This window comes from Stenotrophomonas sp. RS-48 (assembly GCF_030053245.1).
In the GTDB taxonomy this organism is placed as follows: Bacteria; Pseudomonadota; Gammaproteobacteria; order Xanthomonadales; family Xanthomonadaceae; genus Stenotrophomonas; species Stenotrophomonas maltophilia_P.
The window spans coordinates 1-19,436 of record NZ_JASGBV010000056.1 but is presented as its reverse complement, the minus strand read 5'-3'; the positions used below and the strand labels follow the sequence as shown (position 1 = coordinate 19,436).

Genomic DNA, 19,436 nt, shown 5'->3' with positions numbered 1-19,436 from the left:
GCGTTCCAGGCGCCCTCGCGGCGCTTTTTTATTGCCCGGGCGCCTGCCCGGAGCCGCTTTCCAGCCCGCAGCGCGGGCCCCCGCACGAAGCCACTGCGATGATCAACATTACCCTTCCCGACGGCAGCCGCCGCGAGTTCGAAAACCCCGTCAGCGTCATGGACGTCGCCCAGTCGATCGGTGCCGGCCTGGCCAAGGCGACCATCGCCGGCTCGGTCGATGGCGTGCTGGTCGATGCCAGCGACGTCATCGATCACGATGCCAGCCTGCGCATCATCACCGCCAAGGACGAGGAGGGCGTGGAGATCATCCGCCACTCCTGCGCCCACCTGGTCGGCCATGCCGTCAAGCAGCTGTACCCGGACGTGAAGATGGTCATCGGCCCGGTCATCGCCGAGGGCTTCTACTACGACATCTACTCCGAGCGCCCGTTCACCCCGGACGACATGGCCGCGATCGAGAAGCGCATGGGTGAACTGATCGCCCAGGACTACGACGTCATCAAGAAGATGACGCCGCGCGCGGAAGTGATCGAGATCTTCAAGGCGCGTGGCGAGGACTACAAGCTGCGCCTGATCGAGGACATGTCCGACGACATCCAGGCCATGGGCATGTACTACCACCAGGAGTACGTGGACATGTGCCGTGGCCCGCACGTGCCGAACACGCGCTTCCTGAAGGCCTTCAAGCTGACCCGCATTTCCGGTGCGTACTGGCGTGGTGACGCGCAGAACGAGCAGCTGCAGCGCATCTACGGCACCGCCTGGGCCGACAAGAAGCAGCTCGATGCCTACATCAAGCGCATCGAGGAAGCCGAAATGCGCGACCACCGCCGCATCGGCAAGCAGCAGGACCTGTTCCACCTGCAGGAAGAGGCGCCGGGCCTGGTGTTCTGGCACCCCAAGGGCTGGGCGCTGTGGCAGGTGGTCGAGCAGTACATGCGCAAGGTCTATCGCAACAGCGGTTATGGCGAAGTGCGCTGCCCCCAGATCCTGGACGTGAGCCTGTGGAAGAAGTCCGGTCACTGGGACAACTACCAGGACAACATGTTCTTCACCGAGTCGGAGAAGCGCACCTACGCGGTCAAGCCGATGAACTGCCCGGGCCACGTCCAGGTGTTCAACCAGGGCCTGCACAGCTACCGCGACCTGCCGATCCGCTACGGTGAGTTCGGTTCCTGCCACCGCAACGAACCCTCCGGCGCACTGCACGGCATCCTTCGCGTGCGCGGCTTCACCCAGGACGACGGCCATGTGTTCTGCACCGAGGCGCAGATCGAATCCGAAGTGACCGCCTTCCACCAGCAGGCGCTGGCGGTCTACCGGCACTTCGGCTTCGAGGAGATCCAGATCAAGATCGCGCTGCGGCCGGAATCGCGTCTGGGCGATGACGCCACCTGGGACAAGGCCGAGGGCGCACTGCGCTCGGCGCTGGCCAGCTGCGGCGTGGAGTGGCAGGAGCTGCCAGGCGAGGGCGCCTTCTACGGCCCGAAGATCGAGTACCACCTGAAGGACGCCATCGGCCGTACCTGGCAGCTGGGCACGATGCAGGTCGACTTCATGATGCCCGGCCGCCTGGGCGCCGAGTACGTGGACGAGAACAGCCAGAAGAAGCATCCGGTCATGCTGCACCGGGCGATCGTCGGCTCCATGGAGCGTTTCATCGGCATCCTGATCGAGCACCATGCCGGCCAGTTCCCGGCCTGGCTGGCGCCGACCCAGGTGGTGGTGGCCAACATTACCGACGCCCAGGCCGACTACGTCTCGGGCGTGACCAAAACCCTTGCGGAGCAAGGCTTCCGCGTCAGCTCGGATTTGCGTAACGAGAAGATCGGCTATAAAATCCGCGAGCATACGTTGCAGCGCGTGCCCTACCTGCTGGTCATTGGTGACCGCGAGAAGGAAAATGGGGCTGTGGCGGTGCGTACGCGTTCTGGCGAAGACCTGGGCAGCATGAGCCTGCAGGCCTTCATCGAGCGGCTCCAGGCCGAGGGCGCGTAAGCAAAGGTCCGGTCCGGGGGCACAGGCACCCGGACCGGTTCGATACCCTTGGGAGAACGTAATATCAGCACCCCTGACAACAAACAGAACCGCAAGAATCAGGAAATCCGTGTGCCGCGCGTCCGCGTGATCGGCAGTGACGGAGAAATGATCGGCGTGTTGTCGCGCGACGAAGCGCTGTCCATGGCCGAAGATGAAGGCCTGGACCTGGTCGAAATCCAGCCGCAGGCCGATCCGCCGGTCTGCAAGATCATGGACTTCGGCAAGTTCAAGTTCGAAGCGCAGAAGAAGGCCAGCGAGGCCAAGAAGAAGACCAAGCAGGTCGAGATCAAGGAAGTGAAGTTCCGTCCGGTCACGGACGAGGGCGACTACCAGATCAAGCTGCGCAAGATGCGCGGGTTCCTTGAAGAAGGCGACAAGATCAAGGTCAACATCCGTTTCCGTGGCCGTGAAATGAGCCACCAGGAACTGGGTCGCGAAATGGCCAACCGGATCGAGACCGATCTGGGCGAGGACATCGTCATTGAATCCCGTCCGCGCCTGGAAGGGCGTCAGATGGTCATGATGATCGCGCCGAAGAAGAAGACCTGAGGCCTGACGGGCCGCCTTCCGGGGCGCCTGGCTGAATGGTTCAGGGTAAGGGGACGCCACTGGCGTCCCTTTGCTTTTGCAGGATGCCGGTGAAATGCCGGCGCAAGGGGTGCTGGGGCTGGTGGCAGGGCGGTTTTGCCTGTATCATGCCCGGCTCGACCCACCCAGGACGGGTCGTACGCCGATCATGGCAGGACGGAAAGAGCGGCCCAGGCCGCCGCCAGATCAGTCAGAAACCAGGGTCAAATCCCATCAAGGACATTGCAATGCCCAAGATCAAGACCAACCGGGCAGCGGCCAAGCGTTTCCGCAAGACCGCCTCGGGCAAGTACAAGTGCGGCCACGCCAACCGTAGCCACATCCTCACGAAGAAAGCGACCAAGCGTAAGCGTAATCTGCGTCAGACGGGCCATGTCCGTGCAGAAGACGCAGGCCGTCTGGACCGCATGCTCCCTTACCTCTGAGGAACTGAAAAATGGCACGAGTTAAGCGTGGCGTACAGGCGCGTCGCCGCCACAAGAAGATTCTGGATCTCGCCAAGGGCTATTACAACGCCCGCCGCAAGGTCTTCCGCGTTGCCAAGCAGGCGGTCATCAAGGCACAGCAGTACGCCTACATCGGCCGTAAGCAGAAGAAGCGCAACTTCCGTTCGCTGTGGATCACCCGCATCAATGCGGCTGCCCGCATCAATGGTCTGAGCTACAGCCGCTTCATGAACGGCCTGCTGAAGGCCGGCATCACCCTGGACCGTAAGGTCCTGGCTGACATCGCCGTGCACGACGCAGCCGGCTTTGCCGCGCTGGCCGAAAAGGCCAAGGGCGCGCTGGCGGCATAAGTCCTTCCCGATGCCGTTGCCGTTCATCCGGAACGGTGTCAGGTCAAGGCAATGCATGGGGAAGGGCGCAAGTCCTTCCCCATTCTTTTTTGGGTCCCGGCGTGGCCACGGCGACGCGGGGACGGCGGTGGCGACAGGGGTCGGCCCTTCGCCTGCCGCGATGGCAGATCGACTGGAGTTCCGGCCCCCCATGAGCGACATCCAATCCCTCACCACCCAGGCGCTGGCCGAGGTGGCCGCTGCACAGAGCCCCGACGTGCTGGAGCAACTGCGCGTGGCCCTGCTCGGCAAGAGCGGCAGCATCACTGCGCAGCTCAAGCAGCTCGGCGCCCTGCCGGCCGACGAGCGCAAGGCCGCCGGTGAAGCGATCAACCAGGCCCGCGACGCACTGACCCGCGCGCTGGGCGAGCGCAAGGCGCTGCTGGAGGATGCGGCACTGGATGCGCGCCTGGCCGCCGAAGCCATCGACATCACCCTGCCGGGCCGCAATGGCGAACGCGCCGGCCTGCACCCGATCACCCGTACCCTGGAGCGCATCACCGGCATCTTCGGCCGACTGGGCTACGAGTTGTCGGAAGGGCCGGAGATCGAGGATGACTGGCACAACTTCGAGGCGCTGAATTTCCCGCCGCACCACCCGGCGCGCGCCATGCATGACACCTTCTACTTCGGTGACGGCCGCCTGCTGCGTACGCACACCTCCGGTGTGCAGGTGCGCTACATGGGCAACCATGCGCCGCCGCTGCGCATGATCGCCGCCGGCAAGGTGTACCGCAGCGACAGCGACCAGACCCATTCGCCGATGTTCCATCAGGTGGAAGGCCTGCTGGTGGACGAGCACTCGACCTTCGCCGACCTGAAGGGCACGCTTGCCGAATTCGTCCGTGCCTTCTTCGAGCGCGACTTCGAGATGCGCTTCCGTCCCAGCTACTTCCCGTTCGTCGAGCCCGGTGCGGAAGTGGACATCGCCTGGCAGCAGCCCGATGGCAGCACCCGCTGGCTGGAAGTGCTCGGCTGCGGCATGGTCCATCCGAACGTGCTGCGCAGCGTCGGCATCGATCCTGAGCGCTACACCGGTTTCGCCTTCGGCATGGGCGTGGAGCGTTTCGCGATGCTGCGCTACGGCGTCAACGATCTGCGCGCGTTCTTCGAGAACGATGTGCGCTTCCTGAAGCAGTTCGCGTAACGCATTCGGCAACGCCGGGCCCAGCCTGGCGGACTCAAACATTCGACGGCCCAGGCGCCTGCGCCGGGTCCACCAGGGTGACAACATGAAATTCTCCGAAAACTGGCTGCGCAGCCACGTCCCCACCCGCGCGTCGCGCGATGAGCTGAGTGCGGTGCTGACCGCGATCGGCCTGGAAGTGGAAGACGTGACCGCGTTGGGCGAGGGCCTGCAGCACGTGGTGGTGGCGCGCATCGTCGAGGCCGTGCGCCATCCCGAAGCGGACCGCCTGCAGGTCTGCCGGGTCGATGCCGGGCAGGGCGAGCTGCTGCAGATCGTCTGCGGCGCACCGAACGCGCGTCCGGGCCTGGTCGCGCCGCTGGCGATGGTCGGTGCGCAGATCGGCGAACTGAAGATCAAGCCGGCCAAGCTGCGGGGTGTCGAGTCCAACGGCATGCTGTGCTCGGCGAAGGAGCTGGGCCTGGACAACGATGCTTCCGGCCTGCTGGAACTGCCCGCGGATGCCCCGGTCGGCCAGGCCCTGGTCGACTACCTGGGCCTGCCCGATGCCAGCATCGAGATCAAGCTGACCCCGAACCGTGCCGACTGTTTCAGCGTGCGCGGCATCGCCTACGACGTGGCGGCCGCCACCCGCAGCCAGGTGCTGGACTTCGCTGCAGCACCGGTCGCCGCCGTCGGCAGCCGCGAGCTGTCGATCCGGCTCGACGCCGGCGCCGAGGCGCCGCGTTACCTGGGGCGCGTCATCGAGGGCCTGAACCCTGCGGCGAAGACCCCGCTGTGGATGGCCGAGCGCCTGCGCCGCAGTGGCGTGCGTCCGGTGTCGCTGCTGGTCGACATCACCCAGTACGTGATGCTGGAACTGGGTCAGCCGATGCATGCCTATGACCTGGGCACCCTGCAGGGCAGCATCGCCGTGCGGCGCGCACGCGCAGGCGAGAACCTGAAGCTGCTCGATGGCCGCGATGCCGTGCTGGACGACAGTTTCCTGGTCGTGACCGATGCTGATCGAGCGGTGGGCCTGGCGGGTCTGATGGGGGGCTTCGATTCCCGTGTGACCGACGCGACCACCAGCGTGTTCCTGGAGGCTGCGCACTTCGCGCCGGCAGCGATCATGGGCCGTGGCCGCAAGCTGGGCCTGCACACCGATGCCGGCCACCGCTTCGAGCGCGGCGTCGATCCGGCGCTGCCGCGCACCGCCATCGAGTACGCCACCCGCCTGGTGCTGGACCTGGCCGGCGGCACCCCGGCACCGGTCACCGAGGCCGTGCGCGAGGCTGACCTGCCCCGGCCGGCCACCATCGCGCTGCGCCGCCCGCGCATTACCCGCGTGCTCGGCATCACCATCGAGGATGCCGAAGTGGAGCGCATCCTGCGCGCGCTGGGCATGGAGGTGGTCGCCACGGCCGACGGCTGGCAGGTCACCGCACCGAGCCGCCGTTTCGATATCGCCATCGAAGAGGACCTGATCGAAGAGCTGGCCCGCATCCATGGCTACGAGCAGATTCCCACCACCCTGCCGGGCGGTGCCGCGCGCGTGGCGATGCCGAGCGAGACCCAGCTCGACACCCTCAGCGTGCGTCGCCAGCTGATCGCGCGCGACCTGCAGGAAACCCTCAATTTCGCCTTCGTCGACGATGCGCTGCTGACCCAGTGGCAGCTGCGCGACGATCTGGTGCCGCTGGCCAATCCACTGTCGGCCGAACTGGCGGTGATGCGCCCGTCGCTGCTGCCGGGCCTGGTGGCCACGCTGGGCCGCAACGCCGCGCGCCAGTTGGGCCGGGTGCGCCTGTTCGAGATCGGCCGCGTGTTCGCCCGCCAGGCGGGGGAGGGCCAGCCGGCGCCGCTGGAAACTCCGCGTGTTGCTGCCGCGGTGTGCGGCGATGCGCAGGCGGTGCAGTGGGGTCTGCCTTCCCGCAAGGTCGATTTCCATGACCTGAAGGGTGATCTGGAGTCCCTGGCTGCTGCCAGTGGTGCCTCGCTGGAGTTCCGCCCGTCCAGCCGTGCGCATGGCCACCCGGCGCGCTCGGCCGAGGTGTTCCGCGACGGGGTTGCGATCGGCTGGATCGGCCAGATCCACCCGCGCCTGGCCAAGGCGATGGACATCGAGGCCGACGTCTACGCCTTCGAGCTGGACCTGGAGCCGCTGTCGGCGCGCCGCCTGCCGCGTGCCGGCGAGCTGTCGCGCTTCCCGGCGGTGCGCCGCGACCTGGCGTTCCTGGTGCCGGAGCAGGTGGCCTGGAGCGATCTGGCCGCCACGGTCCGGAAGGCCGCCGGCCCGCTCCTGCGCGAGCTGAACCTGTTCGACCGCTATGTGGGCCAAGGGGTCGAGCCGGGATTCAAGAGTCTCGCTATGGGCTTGATTTTGCAGGACAAGTCGCGCACTCTGACGGACCGCGACGTGGATGCGGTGGTGGCCGAGGCGGTCACCGCCATCGAGCGTGAACACCACGCCCGGATCCGCGGCTGAGCGGGCAGCACTCGGGGGTAGCAGGCAATGGCATTGACCAAGGCGGAGATGGCGGAAAAGCTGTTCGACGAAGTCGGTCTGAACAAGCGTGAAGCCAAGGAATTCGTCGACGCGTTTTTCGATGTGCTGCGTGAAGCATTGGAACAGGGACGTCAGGTGAAGCTGTCGGGCTTCGGCAATTTCGACCTGCGGCGCAAGAACCAGCGCCCGGGCCGCAATCCGAAGACCGGCGAGGAAATTCCGATTTCCGCCCGTACGGTGGTCACCTTCCGTCCGGGCCAGAAGCTCAAGGAAAGGGTGGAAGCTTATGCTGGATCCGGGCAGTAACCGCGAACTACCGCCGATCCCGGCCAAGCGGTACTTCACCATCGGTGAAGTGAGCGAGCTGTGCGACGTCAAGCCGCACGTGCTGCGCTACTGGGAAACCGAGTTTCCCAGCCTTGAGCCGGCCAAGCGCCGCGGCAACCGCCGCTACTACCAGCGCCATGACGTGCTGATGGTGCGGCAGATCCGCAGCCTGCTGTACGAACAGGGCTACACGATCGGCGGTGCCCGCCTGCGTCTGGAGGGCCCCGATGCCCGCGAGGAATCGGCGCTGAGCAACCAGATCATCAAGCAGGTGCGGATGGAGCTGGAAGAAGTGCTGCAATTGCTTCGCCGGTGACCCAAATCCCGCGTGATCCGCTATACTTCACGCCCCGCCGCACTGGCGGGAACATCGCAGCATCAGTCGGGGCGTAGCGCAGCCTGGTAGCGCATCTGCCTGGGGGGCAGAGGGTCGTCGGTTCGAATCCGGCCGTCCCGACCACTGTGATGAAACAGAAGGCCCGCGCAGCGATGCGTGGGCTTTTTTGTGGGTGAACCGATGGGCGATGCGGCCGCGTACGCCGGCCCATGCGTGACCGACATCCCGTATCATCGCTGCACATCCGATCGCATCGGTTTCTCCTTCCGTCTCTCTTCCGCGTCCGCTGGCGCAGCATGTGGCTGCGGTCACGGGCGTGCAGCGGGTCCGTGGAGGTGGATGCGCGGACCACGACGACCACAGGGGGTTGCGTTGATCAGCAGTACCGTCATTCATCGCTCGGCTGAGGCAGGTGCCGCCGAGGTGCAGGTCCTGGACACCACGTTCAAGGGCAAGCACGTCTTTGTCAGCTGGGGCCTGCGTGGGCCCGAGTTGACCCGCAGTGCCGACCCGGCCGCAACGGTGGCCGCGCGCCGCGCATTGCAGACCGTTTCCCGGCACAACGAGGGGCCGCGCAGCCCCGAGGTGTTCATCGCCAACCAGTCGGCGGTGGCGATCACGGTCTATCGCTTGTTGACCGAGGCCCGGTCCGGCGATGCGATCTTCTTCCTGTGCGACTCGCAGGCGGTGGTGGATTGGCTGGTCACGGCGCTGGAAGTGCAGGGGGCGGACTGATCGCGTCCATGCCGGCCGTCTATCCCGCCAGCGCGGCGTCAACCGCTGCCTGGGCGTGCAGGCTGGTGGTATCGAACAGCGGCACCGCACTGTCCTGCGGGCGTACCAGCAGCATGATTTCGGTACAGCCGAGAATGATCGCTTCGGCACCACGCGCCACCAGCCGCGCGATCACGTCTGCGTAGACCTGTCGCGAGCGCTCGCTGACCACGCCGGCGATCAGCTCCTGGTAGATGATGTCGTGGACCTGCTGGCGATCTTCGGCGTCGGGTACCAGCACTTCCAGCCCGAAGCGACCGGCCAGGCGTCCCCGGTAGAAGTCCTGTTCCATTGTGAAAGCAGTACCGAGCAGGCCCACCCTGCGCCAACCGGCCGCCACGATGGCGGTGGCGGTCGGGTCGGCGATGTGCAGCAGCGGCAGCGGGCAGGCTGCTTCGATCTGTGCGGTCAGCGCGTGCATCGTGTTGGTGCAGATCAGCAGTACATCGGCGCCGCCCGCCTGCAACCGCTCTGCCGCATCCACCATGTGCCGCGCAAGCGCGTCCCAGTCGCCGTCGTGCTGCAACTGCTTGATCGGAGCGAAATCCACCGACCACATCAGCAGCTGCGCCGAGTGCGCGGCCCCCAGGCGACGGCGCACCTCTTCGTTGATGAGGCGGTAGTACTGCGCCGAACTCTCCCAGCTCATGCCGCCGATCAGGCCCAGGGTCTTCATGTGCCGCTCCAGGTGGGGAGGCGCCATTGCAGCACAGGCGGGCGGCGATGTCGCCGCGACCGCTGACAGGCGCGATAATGCGGCCATCGATGATCGAGGGCAGGGTGATGGGCGAATGCTGTGGCTGCGGCAGGACGATGGACCTGGCGGCGATGCAGGCGCGTCACCGCCGCGTGCTGCGGATCGTGCTGCTGGTCAACCTTGCCACGTTCGCGATGATGGTGCTGGCCGCCTGGTACAGCCATTCTTCGTCACTGCTGTCCGGTGCGCTGGATAATCTGGGCGACGCGGCCACCTATGCGCTCAGCCTCGCGGTGGTGGGTGCGGGCATCGTCGCCAAGGCACGTGTGGCGCTGTTCAAGGGGCTGCTGATCCTTGCCGCAGCGGTGGCCGTGGCGGTGCAGATCGGTTGGCGCCTGCTGCATCCGGAGGTGCCGCTGTTCGCCAGCATGGGCTTGGCCGCCCTGCTCAATCTGGCAGCCAATGCACTGTGCCTGTGGCTGCTCACACCCTATCGCAACGATGACGTCAACCTGGCGTCCGCCTGGGAGTGCTCGCGCAACGATCTGTACGAGGGCTCGGCGGTGCTGCTGGCTGCAGGGCTGGTGGCGCTGTTCGGTGCGGGCTGGCCCGATCTGCTGGTGGCGGCCGCACTGCTGGTGCTGTTTCTGCGGTCGGCGATGCGCGTGCTGGGTACGGCGTGGTCGGAGCTGCGCGCGGCACGGCAAGTTCATGCGTGAGTGGCCGCCTGTAACCGTCGCATCGGCATCGCGCTGTATGTGACGTCGCGGTGAGCCACCGCCTATGCTGGGACGGTTCTCTTTCGTGGATGGCCGAATGTCCCTGCAGACCTGGTGGTGGTTCCTGGCTACGGTGTTCGTGCTGTGTGGCACCCCTGGACCGAACATGCTGCATATCCTCGGACGCAGCGTCGGCCTGGGATTCCGCGCCAGCCTCCCGGCCATGGCCGGCTGCCTGCTGGCCATGCTGGTGGTACTGGCGGCCTCCGCCGCCGGGTTGAGCGCACTGCTGCACTCCTCACCCATGCTGTTTGAAGTGCTGCGCTATCTGGGCGTGGCCTATCTGGCCTGGCTGGGCCTGAAAGCGTGGCGCGACAGCAGCCGGCCGGCAGCGCCGGTGGACGTTGAGGCCCCGGCGACGGTCCTGCCAGCGGACGGAGCCTGGGCGGTATTCCGCGGCGGCCTGCTGGTGGGCCTGAGCAATCCCAAGCTGCTGCTGTTCGCCACGGCGTTCCTGCCGCAGTTCGTCGATCCCGCGCGGGGTCAGGCCGTGCAGTACAGCGTACTGGTGGCAACCTTCGCCAGCTGCGAGCTGTTCTGGTACGTGATGTATGCCGCCGGTGGCCATGGCCTGCGCCGTTGGCTCGGCCGGCCGTTCGCCCGGCGCTGGTTCGAGCGGCTGGTGGGCAGCGTGTTCCTGGCGTTCGCGGTGGCCCTGCTGCGCTTCCGGCCCCGTTGATCCGTATGCGGCTTCACGCCGCACGCGCGGCTCCCTCACGAGGCTGGCATCGGCTGCGGCCTAGGCTGATCGCACTGTTTTCAGTCCCTGTGGGGAAAGGATCGACATGATCAAGTGGGCCATCATCTTCGCCATCATCGGTGTGATCGCCGGCGTGCTCGGCTTCGGCGGCATCGCGGGTGCCGCGGTGGGTATCGCCAAGTTCCTGTTCTGGGCCGGCATCATCATTGCCGTGGTGCTGTTCCTGCTGGGCATGACCGTCGCGAAGAAGGTCAGCTAGCGGCTGCCTGCGTGGCAGCGCGCGCAGGCGTGCGCTGCCACGCGAGACGCGCAGTCTTCAGTCTTCGATACGTGCGAAACGAGGCTGTGGGCCAAGTGCGCCCGGTACCTGTTCTACGAACATGGCGTACGGTCGCACCCACAATCCGCCTTCGCCATACAGTGCGCGGTACAGCACCATCGGCTGCAGGGTCTCGCTGCTGCGCACGATGTCGATCACTTCATACTCGCCGCCCTTGAAATGGCGATAGCGGCCGCGCGCAAGCGTGGGCAGGGGACTGAGCGCCGTCATGGGGGCGGCACTCATCTGCGCGCCGGCTGTGCCGGCATCGCGCAGTAGGCGTCGATCGCCTCGGCGGTGTTGGCCAGGCCCTGCGCCTGGGCCAGTTCCCAGGGGCGCTCGCAGCGCTGGCTGCGCTCGCACCACTGGTAGCCGGCCGAGCCGATGCAGCCATGGGCATCGCGATCACCGCCGACTACAGGGGCGGAAGTGGCTGCCGCTTCGCGCACGGGCGTCTGTTGCGGTGCCGCGCAGGCGGCCAGGGCCAGCAGCATCGGCGCCAGCATGAGGGCTTTCATCGAGGACACTCCGTGGCCTAAACCATCAGTGTGCGGCGGGCCAGCAGCAGCGGCAAGCGCTCAACTCATCGACGCGCGGATCAGTTCCTCGATCAGGACCAGGTAGCAGGCTGCGAAGTAGAACTTCAGCAGCGTCGAGCGCTGCGGCGGTTGGAAGGTGCGCATGTGGAAGGGGCCCCTGTTGGTGACGATAGTGTGAAGCCAAGCTGACTTCGTGACAAGAATCACGAAAGTCATGGGGTGAACGGGCTCAGGGATGTGACGAAGCGCGAATTCCGATCCGCCGGCGGGGATTTTTCGGACAAATCTGATAGGCCCTGCCTGAAGCGCTCGCTAGCCTGAACAGGTATCGGCGCTCTCACCTCCCGGCGCCGCGTCCATTCCCTCCGTTGGAGTCGATCATGGTGTTTACCGTCCACTGCAATGCCCAGCACTGGTTCGTGCTGGACCCCGAGGCGCGCACCACCGCCTCGTTCGCCCGCGGCGCCGATGCGTTCGATGTCGCCACCGAACTGGCCCAGGAACATCACCGCCGCACGGGCCAGCACTGCATCGTGCGTGTGGAGGCACTGGGGGGGGCAGTGGATGTACTGCGGATCGGTGCCTAGCGGCCGACCCTGCGGCGCAGTCAGCCGCGGTTGAGCTGTTTGAATGGGGAAAGAACCGACGGTGCGTTGCCCTCTGTGCGCCGCGCCGCGAATCCCGGATGCTTGCCGCCACGCATTCATCTGGAGATCTCGATGGGCAACGCACTCACCTGGCGCACCCTGGCCTGCGCACTGCTGCCGATGCTGGCCGCCGCCGGGGGCGCGCAGGCGCAGAACTATGGTTATGACGACGATCGCCATGGCGGCCGCGACGGGGGCGGCATCGTGCGATGCGAATCGGTCAAGAACCGCAGCAATGAGTGCCGCCTTGAAGGGCGGCCCCGGCTGATCCGCCAGTTGTCCGGCTCGCCGTGCGTGGAGGGCGAGACCTGGGGCCAGTCGCGCTCCGGGGTGTGGGTGACCCGGGGCTGCCGGGCCGAGTTCGTCGGCGAGTCGCGTCGTGGCGGCGGCTGGGGTGGTGGATGGGGCAACGGCAATGGCCGCGGTGGCGAAGTGATCGCCTGTCATTCCAATGGCCATCGACAAGAATACTGTGACACCCGCGTCCGCCGCAGCGTACGCCTGATCCGGCAGGACTCCCGCAGTGCCTGTATCGAGGGCCGGACCTGGGGCTGGGACCGCCGCGGCATCTGGGTCAGCGATGGGTGCCGCGCCCAGTTCCAGGTGAACTGATCCTTCTGGCCATCTGCGTCAAATCAGAAAAATCTGATATTGCTCACAGTTTGAACGCCGTATCGTCTGCAATCAGGGCACGGGTGCCCTGATTGCATCGGCAGTCCGTGCCGTCACCGGTGCACGCCTTCCGCCTTCATCGATACGCTGCCTCAAGGAGTGAGCTGCATGTTGATCCGCCTTCAGTGCGAACAGCGCCAATGGCGTGTTCTGCATCCGGATAGACCGGAGCCGATCGAGTTCCGCGACGGCGCCCGCGCCTTCGATTTCGCCCAGGCCCTGGCCAGGCTGCACTTCGTGGACACCGGGCAGCGCGCCGCCGTGCGCGTGGAAGCCAGCGGCGCGTTCGTGGAAGCGATCAGCTACGGTTGAACAGGGACCGGGCGTCGTTACGCAGCAGGCGCGGGGAAACCGGGCACCTGCCCGGTTCCACCCGGAACGGTCAGCCTGCCGCGCTCAGCGGCGGAGTGGTGGCAGCCAGCTGCGGCCAGCGCTTGAGCACGGCCGCGCGGATCCCGGCGGCATCGATGCCGGCTTCAGCCAGCAGGTCCTCGCGGCTGGCATGATGCTGGTAGGCGTCGGGCAGGCCGAGATGCAGGATCGGTCGCAGCACCGCTTCGGCGTTGAGCAGCTCGGCCACGCCGGAACCGGCGCCACCGGCCACCACGTTGTCTTCGATGGTCACCAGGCCTTCGTGCTGGGCGGCCATTGCCAGCACCAGGTCGCGGTCCAGCGGCTTGATGAAGCGCATGTTGACCACGCTCAGGCCCAACTCGCGGCCCACCTGTTCGGCGGCGGCAACGGTGCTGCCGAACGCCAGCAGGGCGATGTGGCTGCCCTGCACGCGCAGCTCGCCCTTGCCGATCGGCAGCGTGGACAGGTCACTGCCGGCCGCGACGCCGGTACCGCTGCCACGCGGGTAACGCACGGCGGCCGGACCGGCGTACTGCAGACCGGTGCTGAGCATCTGCCTGCACTCTGCCTCGTTCGACGGGGCCATCACCACCATGTTCGGCACGCAGCGCAGGAAGCTCAGGTCGAGGTTGCCGGCATGGGTCGCCCCATCCGGCCCGACCACGCCGGCGCGATCAATCGCGAACAGCACGTCGAGGTCCTGGATGGCCACGTCATGCACCAGCTGGTCGTACGCGCGCTGCAGGAAGGTGGAATAGATCGCCACCACCGGCTTGCCGCCCTGGGTGGCCATGCCGGCGGCCAGGGTGACCGCGTGCTGCTCGGCGATCGCCACGTCGAAGTAGCGCTGCGGGTATTCCCTGCTGAAGCGCACCAGGCCGGAGCCTTCGCGCATCGCCGGGGTGATGCCGTACAGGCGTGGCTCCGCGGCGGCAGCATCGCACAGCCAGTCGCCGAACACGTCGGTGTAGGTCGGCTTCTTGGCGCCGGTCTTGGCCACCAGGCCCTTGTCGGGATCGAACGGGCCCACTGCGTGATAACCGATCTGGTCGCCTTCGGCAGGCTCGTAGCCCTTGCCCTTGGTGGTCATCACGTGCAGCAGCTTGGGGCCCTTGGAGGCGCGCAGCGTCTTCAGCGTGGACAGCAGGGCGGGCAGGTCATGGCCGTCGATCGGGCCGGTGTAGTGGAAGCCCATCTCCTCGAACATCGTGGAGGGCACGAACATGCCTTTCCAGTGCTCTTCCCAGCGTTTCACGAAGCGCGCCGGATTGTTCTTCTTGTCGCCCAGGATCTTCTTGCCGCCTTCGCGCAGTGCATTGAGCGTGCGGCTGCCGGTGGCGCGGCCGAGCATCTTGGTCAGCCCGCCGACGGCCTCGGAGATCGACATGTTGTTGTCGTTGAGGATCACCAGCAGATTCGGCTCCGGCTCCATGCCGCCCGCGTGCATCAGCGCCTCGAAGGCCATGCCGGCGGTCATCGCGCCGTCACCGATCACTGCCACGATCTTGCGGTCGTCGCCCTGTGACTGGCGGGCGATGGCCATGCCCAGTGCGGCGGAGATCGAGGTCGAGGAGTGACCGACCCCAAAGGTGTCGAACTCGCTTTCCTCGCGCTTGGGGAACGGCGCCACGCCGTCCTTCTGCTTGACGGTGTGGATCTCGTCACGGCGGCCGGTGAGGATCTTGTGCGGGTAGGTCTGATGGCCCACATCCCAGACCAGCTGGTCATGCGGGGTCTGGTACAGGTAGTGAAGGGCGACGGTGAGTTCGATCACGCCCAGGCCGGCGGCGAAATGTCCGCCGCTCTTGCCCACCGATTCGATGAGGTAGGCGCGCAGTTCGTCGGCGACCGCCCTCAGCTCGGATTCGTCGAACGTGCGCAGGTCATCCGGCGTCTGGATGTGCGCGAGGCGGGGATAGCGGGCAGAGTCGATCATCATGTTCGCACGTGTTCTGAACGACCATTTTCGCCCTCAAACGGGGGTGGGGCAAGCAAACGCCGCCGTCCGTGACAGGACGGTGAGGGTTGCCGGCCGGCAGGTTCAGGTGCTGAGCTTGGAACGCTTGGGCAGCTGCGCTTTCAGGAACGCCATCTGGTCGGCCAGGATGTTGCGGTTGGACAGGATCAGGTGCTCGATCCAGCTGGGCCGGTAGGGCACCGCCAGCAGCGGCATGCCGGCCTGCTGGGGGGTACGGTCACTCTTGCGCGAGTTGCAGTGGAAGCATGCGGTGACTACGTTTTCCCAGCAGTCCAGCCCGCCCTTGGACAGCGGCATGACGTGGTCGCGGGTCAGCGAGGGACGGTTGAACTGCTGGCCGCAATACAGGCACAGGTGCGAATCGCGGGCGAACAGGGCCGGGTTGGTCAGGTTCGGGGTAGGGTCGATGGCACGGGATCGCGCGTGGCCGCGCGCGGCGATGATCGGATGCAGGTCCAGGCCGCTCTGCAGGCCGCTGAACCGGTTGGTTCCGCCGTGGATGTGCAGGCAGGGGTCGCCAAGGGTCCAGGCGACGGCCTCGCGGGCGTAGAGGCAGGCGGCATCCTGCCAGGTGATCCAGTCCAGTACGCGTCCGTGGGCGTCGAGCGAGAGCAGCCGGACCGAACCGGGGCGGTGCAACGTCGTGACGTTGGGCGATGCTTCGACGCCCGGAGCAGAAAGCGGGGCTCCGGCTTCGATCAGACCCAAGCGTGTAGTGTCTGTCTCCATCGGGAGAACAGCTTATACCTGAATGTTGACGATTTGTGTATCGCCCGTCGGCGATACGCAAATCGCAAGATTCAGGTCCGCGCATTCCTCCTGTCCCCCGCGCCGTTGGCGCGCCTCCCTTAACAAAGGGGGGCTTTTCTCCAGAGGGATGATCGAGGGCGGTCAGGCCGGGGTCGGATCCCTTTCCGAGGGAAAGGGCTCTGACCCCTCATCCACGCATGGCGTGGATCTACCGGCGGGATGGGCTCAGGCGCCGAAGCGCTCGTCGTCCATCGCCATCAGCGGCGCGGCACCGGCCTGGATCGCGGCAGCATGGCTGAGCGTACGCGGCAGCACACGGGCGAAGTAGAAGCGCGCGGTTTCGCGCTTGCCCTGCGCGAATGCCGCGCCGTGCGCACTGGCGTCGGCGGCGGCGACACTGCGTGCCCACCAGTACGCCAGCACCACGTAGCCGGAATAGAACAGGTAGTCGTAGCTGGCCGCACCCAGCTCGTCCGGGTTGCCGGCGGCGCGCTGCAGCACGTCCATGGTCAGCTTGCCCCATTCGGCGGCCTTGGCGCGCAGCGGGCCGATGAACTCGGCCAGCGCTTCGTTGCCCTCGTGTTCCCTGGCGAAGGCCTCGATCTCGGCCAGCATCAGCTTGAGGCCGGCCCCCTGGCTGGAGGCGGTCTTGCGGCCGATCAGGTCCAGCGCCTGGATGCCGGTGGTGCCTTCATACAGCGTGGTGATGCGTGCATCGCGCGCCAGCTGCTCCATGCCGTGTTCGCGGATGTAGCCGTGGCCACCGAAGCACTGCAGGGCGTTGTAGGTGTTCTCGATGCCCCATTCGGTCTGGCACGCCTTGGAGATCGGGGTCAGGAAGCTCACCAGGGTGTCGGCGCGCTCGCGCTCGGCAGCGTCGTCGGCGCGGTGGGCGATGTCGATCAGGGTGGCCGCGTGCAGGGCCAGCAGGCGGCTGCCCTCGACCAGTGACTTCACCGTCAGCAGCATGCGGCGCACGTCCGGGTGGACCAGGATCGGGTCGGCCGGCCTGTCCGGGAACTTCGCGCCGCTCAGGGCGCGCGACTGCAGGCGCTCACGGCTGTACTTGAGCGCGTTCTGATAAGCGCGTTCGGACAGGCCGATGCCCTGCAGGCCGACGCCCAGGCGCGCAGTGTTCATCATGGTGAACATTGCCTGCAGGCCCTTGTGCGGCTGGCCGACCAGATAGCCCTGCGCGCCGTCGAAGTTCATCACGCAGGTGACCGAGCCCTTGATGCCCATCTTGTGCTCGATGGAGCCGCAGCGCAGCGCGTTGCGCTCGCCGACGTTGCCCTCGCGGTCGACCTTGAACTTCGGGGTGACGAACAGCGAGATTCCCTTTGCACCCGGAGGCGCGTCGGGCAGCTTGGCCAGCACCAGGTGCACGATGTTGCCGGTCAGGTCGTGCTCGCCGGCAGTGATGAAGATCTTGGTGCCGGTGATCGCGTAGCTGCCATCGGCGTTCGGCTCGGCCTTGGTCTTGAGCAGGCCCAGGTCGGTACCGCAGTGCGGTTCGGTCAGGCACATGGTGCCGGTCCAGCGGCCTTCGATCAGGGGCTTCAGGAAGGCGTCGTGCTGCCACGCTTCGCCGTGCTGCTTGAGCGCTTCAATGGCGCCGTGCGAGAGCAGCGGAAAATTGCCCCACGCCAGATTGGCAGCATTGATCATTTCATTCAGCGGCACGCCCAGGGTGTGCGGCAGGCCCTGGCCGCCCAGCTCGGGTGCGGCGGTCAGGCCGGTCCAGCCGCCGTCGACGAACTGGTCATAGGCCTGCTTGAAGCCAGGCGGGGTAGTGACTTCGCCAGTGGCCTGGTCGAGCACGCAGCCGATTTCATCGCCCACGCTGTTGAGCGGGGCCAGCACGCTCGCGCTGAAACGGCCGGCTTCCTCCAGCACGGCATCGACCACGTCGGCGGTGGCGTCGGTGAAGCCCAGGCGGGCGAACAGCGGTTCGACCTTGAGCACGTCGTGCAGGGCGAAACGGAGGTCGGAAAGCGGGGCGGTGTAGCTGCTCATCGGATACGTCTCGATCAGGGACAGGGAGAGCGGCGCGGTGCGCCGCGATGGAAAGTGGTGTTCAGCGCAGCACGCCCGGCAGGCCCGGCGCCTGGTTCAACGTGCTGCGGCTGCTGACGTCGAAGCTGCGCTGCTTCTTTTCCTGCGGCGTGGCTGTCACCGAACCTTTGAGGCCATAGGCCAGGGTGCGGTTGCCGGCCAGCGCATCGGCCACCACCAGGCGTGCGGCCGAGCTGGGCACCAGGTCGACCGTGATGACGTCGGCGGAGGTGCCGCCGATGGAGATGCCGGGACGGGCCTGCAGGATGCCGGCTTCGCTGTCGCCGACGCTCAGCGCCAGGGACACATCGTCGAAGGTCATCGGCATCGAGCTGTAGTTCTGCAGGCGCAGCGCCACGGTCCAGTTGCCGTCGGCGCGGACGGTCAGCTGCTGCAGGCTGGCGGCCGGTTCCGAGACGCGCTTGACGATGCCGTCGCTGCAGGCGGCGAGGGCGAGGGTGCACAGGACGATCAAGACGGTACGGAAACGGTGCAACATGGGCGCAAGTCCTCTGAAGGGGGTGCGTTGGCGTAAGCATACTACGGCGTATGGTTCAGTGGATCGCCTGTGGCGACCCGCCGCAGAGGGTAGCGCGTGAAGATGGCGGCCGGGCACGCACAGCGCCGGAGCGGGCGCGTTGCGCGCAGCCGGAGGGCGGCTCAGTCGGCCGGTGCGTCGCGTATCGGCGCCATCAGGCGCAGCGGCGCCAGGTCGTAGCCCATCGCCTCGGCCTTGGCCTTCAGCTGTTCGAACCGTGCGCGGTCCATCTCCGGCAGGCGCGACAGGATCCACAGATACTTGCGGTCAGGGCCGCCGACCATCGCCCACTGGTAGTCCGGATCCAGCGCCAGCACCCAGTAGTCGGCCCAGACCAGCGGCACCCAGCTCAGCCAGTCGGGGACGAAGCGCACCTGCAACTGGCCGGGATGTCCGGCCACGGGCCGGGCCACGCCTTCAGCCACCACGCGTTCGCCGTCGCCATTGCGGCAGGCATTGGTGACGCTGATGCGGCCATCGCGGCGCAATGCATAGTGTGCGGTGATGTCGCCGACGCAGCGCTTCTGGAACGACACGGGCAGGTGGGCGATCTCGTGCCACTGGCCGGCATAGCGGTCGATGTCCAGCGCATCGACGGCACGCACGGGTTCGCTGGCGGTCGCGGACAGCGAAGCCAGCAGCAGGCAGGCGAACAGGGCAGGGCGCAGATGCATCGGCAGACTCCGGCAGGACACTGGAGCGTAGGGGGCGTGCTGCGTGCCGGTGTGAATGTTTCGTCAACCGCCTGCATGGCGCGCCGGAAACAAAAAAAGACCCGCATTTCTGCAGGTCTTCAAGCATGGTGGCCGAGGACGGAATCGAACCGCCGACACGGGGATTTTCAATCCCCTGCTCTACCAACTGAGCTAC

Annotated in this window: 23 protein-coding genes and 1 tRNA gene; 16 read left to right on the top strand and 8 right to left on the bottom strand. The window is 66.6% G+C overall.

Going from position 1 to position 19,436, the window contains the following annotated elements; all coding sequences use genetic code 11:
• Positions 1-98 precede the first annotated feature (98 nt).
• The 10 genes from thrS to QMZ25_RS11465 all read left to right on the top strand — a co-directional run bounded on the left by thrS (position 99) and on the right by QMZ25_RS11465 (position 8,499).
• Complete coding sequence (gene thrS, locus QMZ25_RS11510; protein WP_065175534.1) at positions 99-2,000, top strand: threonine--tRNA ligase; 1,902 nt, start codon at positions 99-101, stop codon at positions 1,998-2,000.
• Positions 2,001-2,063: 63 nt separating this feature from the next.
• On the top strand, positions 2,064-2,591 hold the full coding sequence (gene infC / locus QMZ25_RS11505; RefSeq protein WP_075076340.1) for a translation initiation factor IF-3: 528 nt from the start codon (positions 2,064-2,066) through the stop codon (positions 2,589-2,591).
• A gap of 266 nt (positions 2,592-2,857) precedes the next feature.
• A complete protein-coding gene (gene rpmI / locus QMZ25_RS11500) occupies positions 2,858-3,055 on the top strand; it encodes a 50S ribosomal protein L35 (protein ID WP_005410436.1) in 198 nt (65 codons plus the stop codon).
• A gap of 11 nt (positions 3,056-3,066) precedes the next feature.
• Positions 3,067-3,426: a 50S ribosomal protein L20 gene (gene rplT, locus QMZ25_RS11495; RefSeq protein ID WP_005410435.1), complete on the top strand. Its 360-nt coding sequence runs from the start codon at positions 3,067-3,069 to the stop codon at positions 3,424-3,426.
• A gap of 190 nt (positions 3,427-3,616) precedes the next feature.
• Positions 3,617-4,612 carry a phenylalanine--tRNA ligase subunit alpha gene (locus QMZ25_RS11490; protein WP_164150613.1) on the top strand — a complete coding sequence of 332 codons (996 nt, stop codon included), beginning with the start codon at positions 3,617-3,619 and terminating at the stop codon, positions 4,610-4,612.
• Between the two features lie 85 nt (positions 4,613-4,697).
• The gene (pheT, locus tag QMZ25_RS11485; protein ID WP_283219661.1) at positions 4,698-7,079 is read left to right on the top strand and encodes a phenylalanine--tRNA ligase subunit beta; all 2,382 of its coding nucleotides are present in this window, start codon (positions 4,698-4,700) and stop codon (positions 7,077-7,079) included.
• Positions 7,080-7,106: 27 nt separating this feature from the next.
• Positions 7,107-7,406, top strand: coding sequence for an integration host factor subunit alpha (locus QMZ25_RS11480; protein WP_005410432.1), 300 nt, complete (start codon positions 7,107-7,109; stop codon positions 7,404-7,406).
• Positions 7,387-7,743 (top strand): MerR family transcriptional regulator, encoded by a 357-nt coding sequence (locus QMZ25_RS11475; protein ID WP_053518690.1) that lies wholly within the window; start codon positions 7,387-7,389, stop codon positions 7,741-7,743. Before QMZ25_RS11480 ends, QMZ25_RS11475 begins: the two co-directional genes overlap by 20 nt.
• A gap of 67 nt (positions 7,744-7,810) precedes the next feature.
• Positions 7,811-7,887 (top strand) — tRNA-Pro (locus QMZ25_RS11470).
• A 216-nt stretch (positions 7,888-8,103) separates the two neighbouring features.
• A complete protein-coding gene (locus tag QMZ25_RS11465; protein WP_193396119.1) occupies positions 8,104-8,499 on the top strand; it encodes a hypothetical protein in 396 nt (131 codons plus the stop codon).
• A 19-nt stretch (positions 8,500-8,518) separates the two neighbouring features.
• On the opposite strand, the gene QMZ25_RS11460 is transcribed toward QMZ25_RS11465, so the two are convergent.
• Positions 8,519-9,214: an aspartate/glutamate racemase family protein gene (locus QMZ25_RS11460; protein WP_053518692.1), complete on the bottom strand. Its 696-nt coding sequence runs from the start codon at positions 9,212-9,214 to the stop codon at positions 8,519-8,521.
• 107 nt (positions 9,215-9,321) lie between these two features.
• On the opposite strand from QMZ25_RS11460, the gene QMZ25_RS11455 reads away from it, so the two are divergent.
• The 3 genes from QMZ25_RS11455 to QMZ25_RS11445 all read left to right on the top strand — a co-directional run bounded on the left by QMZ25_RS11455 (position 9,322) and on the right by QMZ25_RS11445 (position 10,973).
• Positions 9,322-9,954 (top strand): cation transporter, encoded by a 633-nt coding sequence (locus tag QMZ25_RS11455; protein WP_080375309.1) that lies wholly within the window; start codon positions 9,322-9,324, stop codon positions 9,952-9,954.
• A 97-nt stretch (positions 9,955-10,051) separates the two neighbouring features.
• Positions 10,052-10,693 (top strand): LysE family translocator, encoded by a 642-nt coding sequence (locus tag QMZ25_RS11450; protein ID WP_283219660.1) that lies wholly within the window; start codon positions 10,052-10,054, stop codon positions 10,691-10,693.
• A 106-nt stretch (positions 10,694-10,799) separates the two neighbouring features.
• Entirely contained in the window at positions 10,800-10,973 is a 174-nt protein-coding gene (locus QMZ25_RS11445) for a DUF1328 domain-containing protein (protein WP_006380555.1), read from the top strand.
• A gap of 57 nt (positions 10,974-11,030) precedes the next feature.
• Here QMZ25_RS11445 and QMZ25_RS11440 read toward each other — a convergent pair whose 3' ends face one another.
• Positions 11,031-11,264, bottom strand: a complete 234-nt coding sequence (locus QMZ25_RS11440) for a DUF1653 domain-containing protein (RefSeq protein WP_053518695.1) — start codon at positions 11,262-11,264, stop codon at positions 11,031-11,033.
• 11 nt (positions 11,265-11,275) lie between these two features.
• Positions 11,276-11,551 carry a hypothetical protein gene (locus QMZ25_RS11435; RefSeq protein WP_053518696.1) on the bottom strand — a complete coding sequence of 92 codons (276 nt, stop codon included), beginning with the start codon at positions 11,549-11,551 and terminating at the stop codon, positions 11,276-11,278.
• Positions 11,552-11,952: 401 nt separating this feature from the next.
• Between QMZ25_RS11435 and QMZ25_RS11430 the strand changes: the two genes are divergently transcribed.
• The 3 genes from QMZ25_RS11430 to QMZ25_RS11420 all read left to right on the top strand — a co-directional run bounded on the left by QMZ25_RS11430 (position 11,953) and on the right by QMZ25_RS11420 (position 13,203).
• Complete coding sequence (locus QMZ25_RS11430) at positions 11,953-12,159, top strand: hypothetical protein (RefSeq protein WP_065175527.1); 207 nt, start codon at positions 11,953-11,955, stop codon at positions 12,157-12,159.
• Between the two features lie 132 nt (positions 12,160-12,291).
• On the top strand, positions 12,292-12,831 hold the full coding sequence (locus QMZ25_RS11425; RefSeq protein WP_053518699.1) for a DUF3011 domain-containing protein: 540 nt from the start codon (positions 12,292-12,294) through the stop codon (positions 12,829-12,831).
• Between the two features lie 168 nt (positions 12,832-12,999).
• On the top strand, positions 13,000-13,203 hold the full coding sequence (locus QMZ25_RS11420; protein ID WP_053518700.1) for a hypothetical protein: 204 nt from the start codon (positions 13,000-13,002) through the stop codon (positions 13,201-13,203).
• A gap of 70 nt (positions 13,204-13,273) precedes the next feature.
• On the opposite strand, the gene dxs is transcribed toward QMZ25_RS11420, so the two are convergent.
• The 5 genes from dxs to QMZ25_RS11395 all read right to left on the bottom strand — a co-directional run bounded on the left by dxs (position 13,274) and on the right by QMZ25_RS11395 (position 19,240).
• Entirely contained in the window at positions 13,274-15,181 is a 1,908-nt protein-coding gene (gene dxs, locus QMZ25_RS11415) for a 1-deoxy-D-xylulose-5-phosphate synthase (protein ID WP_065175547.1), read from the bottom strand.
• Positions 15,182-15,286: 105 nt separating this feature from the next.
• Positions 15,287-15,952 carry an HNH endonuclease gene (locus tag QMZ25_RS11410; protein ID WP_053518701.1) on the bottom strand — a complete coding sequence of 222 codons (666 nt, stop codon included), beginning with the start codon at positions 15,950-15,952 and terminating at the stop codon, positions 15,287-15,289.
• A gap of 246 nt (positions 15,953-16,198) precedes the next feature.
• The gene (locus QMZ25_RS11405; RefSeq protein WP_053518703.1) at positions 16,199-17,989 is read right to left on the bottom strand and encodes an acyl-CoA dehydrogenase C-terminal domain-containing protein; all 1,791 of its coding nucleotides are present in this window, start codon (positions 17,987-17,989) and stop codon (positions 16,199-16,201) included.
• Positions 17,990-18,050: 61 nt separating this feature from the next.
• On the bottom strand, positions 18,051-18,527 hold the full coding sequence (locus tag QMZ25_RS11400) for an LEA type 2 family protein (protein ID WP_283219659.1): 477 nt from the start codon (positions 18,525-18,527) through the stop codon (positions 18,051-18,053).
• Positions 18,528-18,688: 161 nt separating this feature from the next.
• Positions 18,689-19,240 (bottom strand): lipocalin family protein, encoded by a 552-nt coding sequence (locus QMZ25_RS11395; RefSeq protein WP_053518705.1) that lies wholly within the window; start codon positions 19,238-19,240, stop codon positions 18,689-18,691.
• Positions 19,241-19,436: the final 196 nt, after the last annotated feature.